General features: G+C 70.3%; 5 protein-coding genes. All 5 read right to left on the bottom strand.

Annotated elements, in window-relative coordinates; translation table 11 throughout:
• Positions 1 to 893 precede the first annotated feature (893 nt).
• Complete coding sequence (locus LV75_RS20295) at positions 894 to 1,478, bottom strand: TetR/AcrR family transcriptional regulator (protein ID WP_253888522.1); 585 nt, start codon at positions 1,476 to 1,478, stop codon at positions 894 to 896.
• A 24-nt stretch (positions 1,479 to 1,502) separates the two neighbouring features.
• Positions 1,503 to 2,318 carry an ABC transporter ATP-binding protein gene (locus LV75_RS20290; RefSeq protein WP_253888521.1) on the bottom strand — a complete coding sequence of 272 codons (816 nt, stop codon included), beginning with the start codon at positions 2,316 to 2,318 and terminating at the stop codon, positions 1,503 to 1,505.
• Positions 2,315 to 4,129 carry a dipeptide/oligopeptide/nickel ABC transporter permease/ATP-binding protein gene (locus LV75_RS20285; RefSeq protein ID WP_253888520.1) on the bottom strand — a complete coding sequence of 605 codons (1,815 nt, stop codon included), beginning with the start codon at positions 4,127 to 4,129 and terminating at the stop codon, positions 2,315 to 2,317. Before LV75_RS20285 ends, LV75_RS20290 begins: the two co-directional genes overlap by 4 nt.
• On the bottom strand, positions 4,126 to 5,067 hold the full coding sequence (locus LV75_RS20280) for an ABC transporter permease (RefSeq protein WP_253888519.1): 942 nt from the start codon (positions 5,065 to 5,067) through the stop codon (positions 4,126 to 4,128). Before LV75_RS20280 ends, LV75_RS20285 begins: the two co-directional genes overlap by 4 nt.
• A 64-nt stretch (positions 5,068 to 5,131) precedes the next feature.
• The gene (locus LV75_RS20275) at positions 5,132 to 6,679 is read right to left on the bottom strand and encodes an ABC transporter substrate-binding protein (RefSeq protein ID WP_253888518.1); all 1,548 of its coding nucleotides are present in this window, start codon (positions 6,677 to 6,679) and stop codon (positions 5,132 to 5,134) included.
• Between the last annotated feature and the right edge of the window lie 15 nt (positions 6,680 to 6,694).

Here is a 6,694-nt window from a genome sequence, read left to right as displayed (position 1 = left end):
GTTGGCACCGCTGGGTCCGAGTGTCCAGGTGCTGGAACCGTGACCTGACGGCAGCCGGGCTGGCACCGGCGACTCCGAGGAGCGCGGGGCTGAGCAGGTGAGGTGGGCTGACCTGACGGAGGCTGAGATGGCACCGACGCTTCCGAGAATCCGGTGGTCGGCTGGGTGGGTTGGGGCGGGCCTGGCGGGGGCTGGGTTGGCACCGCTGGGTCCGGGGGTCCAGGGGGCCGGGTGTGGGTGGGTTGGGGCCGACCTGACGGGGGGCGAGTTGGCAGCGCAGGGTCCGAGTGTCCGCGGGCCGGGTGGGTGGGGTGGGGCCAACCTGACGGGGCTGGGATGGCGCCGGCTGGCCGGGTGTCCAGGAGCTGAGTGGGTGGGCTAGGGCGAACCCTGACGAAGGGCAGGCTGGCACCGGCTGGTCCGAGTGTCCAGGCTGGCTTGGGTGGGGTGGGGCGGACCTGGCGGGGGGCGAGTTGGCACGGCGGCTCTGAGGAGCGCGGGGTTAAGGGGGTTAAGTGGGTGGGCCAAGGTGGACCTGACGGCAGCTGGGATGGCGCCGCTGGGTCTGAGTGTCCAGAAGCCGAGTGGGTGGGCTGGGGCGGACCTGACCGAGGGCGCGTTGGCACGGTCAGGTCCGAGTGTCCAGAGGCTGGCTCGGTGGGCTGGCAGGTGGTTGTCCACAACGTGTTCTGCTGTCCACAGGCCCCAATCGCTGACCCGGTTCTGTCGGGATCCCTCGTTAGGCTGTATATCGGGGGCTCTTGCGACAGATGATCTTGCGCGGGGCAGGGCGGAACCGGCGGGTTCTGGGTATCCGGGGCGCGCCGGGTGAGAGGGGAAGTGGCGCTCCCCCGCGAGGCGAGGGAGGCCGGGGGAACAACCGCGATGGGGGTTCAGCCCGCCACTCGGGCGACTAGAGCGTCGATGTAGTCGGTGTAGCGGGTCACCAGTGCGCCGACCGGGTGCATGAGGCTGGCCACGTTGGCGCCGATGGTCACCGAGATGATCTCGTCGGCGATGACACCGGCGGCGACCACGTCGCGGCTGTGGTCCCACACCGCCCCGATTCTGGCTACCAGTTCCGCGCGCCAGTTGGTCAGCAGCTCGCGGTACTGCGCGGCGAGCTCGGGGTTGGCGACCGAGTGGCCCCACAGCACCAGGAGCACCCGCGCCGAGCTGATCCGCTCGGCGTCGAGGGGCATCGCGGCCTCGACGAAGCCGCGCAGCGCGGCGACCGGGCCCAGGGTGGGGTCCAGGTCGAACGCGCGCTGCGCGGTCTCGGCGAGAACGCTGTCGAAGGTGGCCGCGATGATGCCGTCCTTGCTGGCGAAGTAGTGCTTGAGCGCGCCGTTGGCGAAACCCGCCGCGGTGACGATGCTGCGCATCGTCGCCGCCTCGAAACCGCCCTCGGCGATCAGCCGCTTGGACACCTCGACGATCTCCCGGCGCCGCTGATCATGATCGATGACCTTCGGCATGGCCGTGCTCCAATGCTGACCCGGTCAGGCCGAGTCGCGAAGGCCGAGCCAGGCGGCGCGGCGCTGGGCCTGGCGCGCCGGGTCGGCGACGGGAGCGGCCAGCAGCAGCCGCTGGGTGTACGGGTCGGACGGTGCCTCGGTGACGGCCGCGGTCGGCCCGGACTCGACGATCTCGCCCCGGTACATCACCGAGGTGCGGTGGCAGACCCGCCGCACCACGCCCAGGTCGTGCGAGACGAACAGGTAGGCCACGCCCGTCTCGCGCTGCAGGTCGATGAACAGGTCCAGGATGGTCGCCTGGGTGGTGAGGTCGAGCGCGCTCACCGGCTCGTCGCAGACGATCAGCCGCGGCTTGCGCACCAGCGCCCGCGCGATGGCGATGCGCTGGCGCTGGCCGCCGGAGAACTCGCTGGGGTAGCGGTGCACCGAGTCCAGCGGCAGCCGCACCCGCTCGAGCATCTCCTCGACCACCGCGCCCGGGCGCGGGGTCTTGGCCACGACCAGCGGCTGGGCGAGGATCTCGCCGACGGTCATGGTCGGGTCCAGCGAGCCGTACGGGTCCTGGAACACGACCTGGATGTCGTTGGCCAGCTTGCGCCGGGCCGCGCCCTTGGCGTGGGTGATGTCCTGGCCGTCGAAGGTGATCCGACCGGACTCCACCGGGGCCAGGCCGAGCAGCGCCCGGCCCAGGGTCGACTTGCCCGACCCGCTCTCGCCCACCAGGCCGACGCACTCGCCCTGGTCGACGGTGATCGACACGCCCTTGAGCGCGCGGAAGCGGACCTTGCGGGCCAGCCGGTAGTCGACGACGAGGTCCTCGACGCTCAGCAGCGGGCTCATCGGGCACCGTCCTCTCCGCCCACGTGGGCCTTGTCCAGCTCGACCCGGCCGTCGGCGTCGTCGAGCGAGGCGCTGATCAGCTCGGCGGTGTAGGGGTCGGCCGGGCTGCGGAAGATCTGCTCGACCGCGCCGGTCTCCACGATCCGGCCGTCCTTCATCACCACGAGCCGGTCGCAGATGTCGGCGACCACGCCGAAGTTGTGCGTGACGATGACCAGCGCCATGCCGTACTCCTGCTGCAGCTCGCGCAGCAGTTCGAGCACCTCGGCCTGCACGGTGACGTCCAGGGCGGTGGTGGGCTCGTCGGCGACCAGCAGCGAGGGCCGCCCGGACACCGCGCCCGCGATGAGCACCCGCTGGGCCATGCCGCCGGAGATCTGGTGCGGGTAGGAGCGCAGCACCCGGTCCACGTCGGTGATGCCGACGCGGACCAGCACCTCGCGGGCCCTGGCCTTGGCCGCGGCCTTGGACATGCCCTGGACCTGGCGCAGCGGCTCCACGAGCTGGCGCTCGATGGTGTAGCTGGGGTCGAGGTTGGTCATCGGCTCCTGCGGCACGTAGCCGATGGAGCGGCCCAGCAGCGCGGCGCGCTCCAGCGCCGGGAGCCCGCCGACCTCCTTGCCGTTGACGTGGATCCCGTCGGAGACCGCCGTGCCGCCGATGGGCAGCAGGCCAAGCACGGCGAACATGGTCTGCGTCTTGCCCGAGCCGGACTCACCGACGATGCCGAGCACCTCACCGGGGCCCGCGTCCAGGGAGACGCCGCGGACGACCTCCTTGACCCCGGCCGGGGAGGGGTAGCCGACCCGCAGGTTGTCGATGCGCAGCGCGCAGTCGGCGACCTCGTGCGCGTGCGTGCCGCTGGCGACCCGGTCCGGCAGCTCGGCGCTCGCGGGCGCCTTGGCCAGCTCCTGGCGCGCCCGCAGCCGCATCCGCCGGGTGGGCTGCTCGACCCGGATGCTGATCAGGTCGGCCAGGGTGGTGCCGATGAACGCCAGCGAGGCGATGGTCAGGCCGAGCGCGATCGAGGGCCAGAGCAGGATCAGCCCGTGGGTGTTGATCACCAGCATGCCGTTGGAGATCATCTGGCCCCAGGACGGCGTCTGCGCCGAGCCGATGCCGAGGAACTGCAGACCGGCCTGCATGCCGATGGCCAGGCCCGCGGTCAGCGCCGACTGCACCACGATCGGCGGGTAGACCGCGCGCGCCATGTGCGTGCGCAGGATGCGGGGGTTGGTCACGCCGGAGACGCGGGCCGCGTCGATGTAGGGCTCCTTGCGCACCGCCTGCGCGCGGCCCCGGGTGATCCGGTAGTAGCCGGGGGCCATGAACAGGCCGAGCACGACCATCAGCACCGGGAACGACTGGCCGGTGCCCGCCGCCACGATCATCAGCATCAGCAGCACGGGGATCGACTGCAGCGCGTCGCTGATCCAGGTGAGGACCCGGTCGGTCACCCCGCCGAAGTACCCGGCGCACACGCCAGCGGGGACGCCGATCAGCACCGCGGACACGCAGGTGATGGCCGCGCCGAACAGCGTGGTCCTGGCGCCGTAGATCAGGCGGCTGAGGATGTCGCGGCCCCCGGAGTCACCGCCGAGGATGTGGTCGCCGCCGGGCCCGACGTTGGTGATCCGGAGCTTGACCAGGTTCGGGTCGTAGGGCGCCAGCCACGGGGCGAGCACCGCGACGAGCACGATGAGGATCATCACCACGAGGGCGATGACACCGGCCGGGCGGCGCAGGAAGCGCCGCCACAGCGAGACCCGCTTGACGGGGGCGAGGTTGGCGGGGAACGGGGCAGCGGTCATCGGTCGCGCACCTTCGGGTTGACCCACCCGAGCACGAGGTCGAGCAGGAGGTTGATGACGACGACGAACACCACGGTCATCACGGTGAGGCCGAGCAGCACGGGGATGTTGCCGTTCTGCGAGGACTGCTGCGTGAGGATGCCGATGCCCTGCAGGTTGAACACCAGCTCCACGATGATCGCGCCACCGAGCAGGCCGACGAACATCATCGCCAGCACGGTCAGCGCCGCGGGGGCGGAGTTGCGCAGCACGTGCCGGGTGACCCGGCGCTTGGACAGCCCCCTGGCGCGCAACGTGCGCACGAAGTCCTGGTTGTTGACCTCCAGGAAGCTGTTGCGCAGCTGTTCGGCGATCATCACGATCGCGCCGAGCGCCAACGCCACCGACGGCAGGGTGATGGACCGCAGCCAGCCGCCGACCGAGATCTCCGGGGACACGTAGCCCGTCGCGTCGAACCAGCCCAGGCCCAGGGCGAACAGCTGCACGAGCACGATGCCCAGCCAGTAGCCGGGCAGCGCGAACAGCACGACCGAGGCGAACTTGAGGACGCGGTCGAACACGCTGCCGGGGCGCAGGCCGCAGGCGATGCCGATGATGACGCCGAAGATCGCCGAGAGCACCGTCGCGAAGAAGACCACGGACAGCGTCACCGGCAGGCGCAGCGCCAGGTCGTCGTTGACGGGGGTGAAGGTGCGCCACGAGGTGCCGAAGTCACCGGTGACGGCGTGCGAGAGCCAGTCCCAGAACTGGGTGAGCAGCGGGCGGTCCACGCCGATCTTGGCGCGCATCGCCGCCTGCTGGGCCGGGGTGGCGCTGTTGCCGAGCAGACCGGGGGTCGGGTCCCCGATGGCCAGGTGCGCGATGAAGAACGTGCCGGTCGTGACGACCGCGAGCAGCAGGATGCCCGACAGCAGGCGCTTGGTGATGAAGGAAAACATAGTCTCGGCTCCTCACCGGCGGGCCCGCCCGAGTGGGGCGGACCCGCCGGAGCAACTGGTGGCCTCAGCCGCGCTGGATGAACCGCAGGGTGGGGAACATCATGCCGGTGACCGGCTGCACCTTGATGCCCTTGGCGCTGAAGTACATGTTGTCCGCCTGGTACCAGACGTCCCACCAGGCCAGGTCGACCAGCTTGGTGTTGAGCTTCTTGAGCAGCTCGGTCTGCGCGGCGGGCTCGGCCTTCTCCACCTCGTCGACCAGGGCCTTGACCTCGGGGAACTTGTCCACCGACGGGTTCGGGTTGTACCACTGCGCGGTGGTCACCTGGTCCGACAGCGTCGCCATGTCGTTGCCGCTCATGGCGATCACGGCGAGGAACATCGGGTAGGTCGGCGCGTTCTTCTGGTAGTCGGGCATGGCCATGTCGACCCACTCGACCTTGATGCCCAGGTCGCCGAAGGTCTGGTTGGCGGCGGGCTGCCAGGCCTGGAAGATCGGCGACATCGGCATCTTGACGCTGAAGCCGCCCGCGTAACCCGCCTCGGCCAGCAGCTGCTTGGCCTTGTCCATATTGGTCTGGTACTTGCCGTCCATCGACTTGTCGTAGACCTTGCCGTCGACCGGCCACAGCTGGTTGGTCGCGGTACCGGCGCCGTTGCCGACGGCCTGCAGGATGCCCGCGGAGTCGAAGGCGTAGGCGATCGCCTGGCGGACCTTGGCGTCACCGAGCGCCTTGACCTGCGCGCCGGTGCGGTCGGCGAACTGCACGCCGACCCAGGACGAGGGCTTCGAGGAGATGTTCCAGCCCGCCTCCTTGGCCTTGGGCAGGTTCGCGGCGTTGGCGAACTGCGCGTTGAGCTGGCCGGACTGCATCGCGTTGAAGCTCGCGGTCTGGTCCATGATCGGGAGCAGCTGCACGTCCTTGAACGGGTACGTGGCGCTGTCCCAGTGGTTGTCCTTCTTGGTGAAGACGTACTGCGACTGCGGGGCGGACTTGTCGGCCACGAACTTGTAGGGGCCGGAGCCGACCGGGCCCTTGGCCAGCGCGTCGGCCGCGATCGCCGCGGGCGAGGCCATCCAGCTGCGGCCCAGGCCCATGAAGTACAGCAGCGAGTCGTCGCGCTTGGACAGCTTGAGCTCGACGGTGTCCTCGTCCTTGGCGCTCACGTCGGTGACGTTGAGGTAGGCCTGCCCGGAGCGCACGCCAGCCTTGAGGTGCTTGAGGTTGGCGACCGCGGCGGCGGCGTCGAACTTCTGGCCGTCGTCGAAGGTGACACCGGTGCGCAGGTCCATGGAGAGGGTGAGCCGGTCGGCCGACCACTCCCACTTGGTCGCCAGCGCGGGGATCGGCTTGGCCTCGTTGTCCAGCGCCACCAGCGGGTCGTAGACCGCGGACAGGTAGGGACCGTCGAAGCCGATGTCGGCGCTGGCCGGGTCCCACGAGGTGACGTCGAGGAAGACGCCCGCCTTCAGTTCGGTGATCTCGGCGCCCCCACCGCCGCCGCCGGTGCTGCCACCGGGGTTGTTGCTGCCCGCGCTGGTACATGCGGCGAGCGCGGTGGCGGCCGCGACGGCCACCGCGACCAATGCCGTTGTCCGTGTCCTGGTCATCGAGCCTTCTCTCGG

It is taken from the genome of Actinokineospora diospyrosa, from assembly GCF_024171925.1.
Classification (GTDB): Bacteria; Actinomycetota; Actinomycetes; order Mycobacteriales; family Pseudonocardiaceae; genus Actinokineospora; species Actinokineospora diospyrosa.
This window is presented reverse-complemented; position numbering and strand designations above follow the sequence as displayed.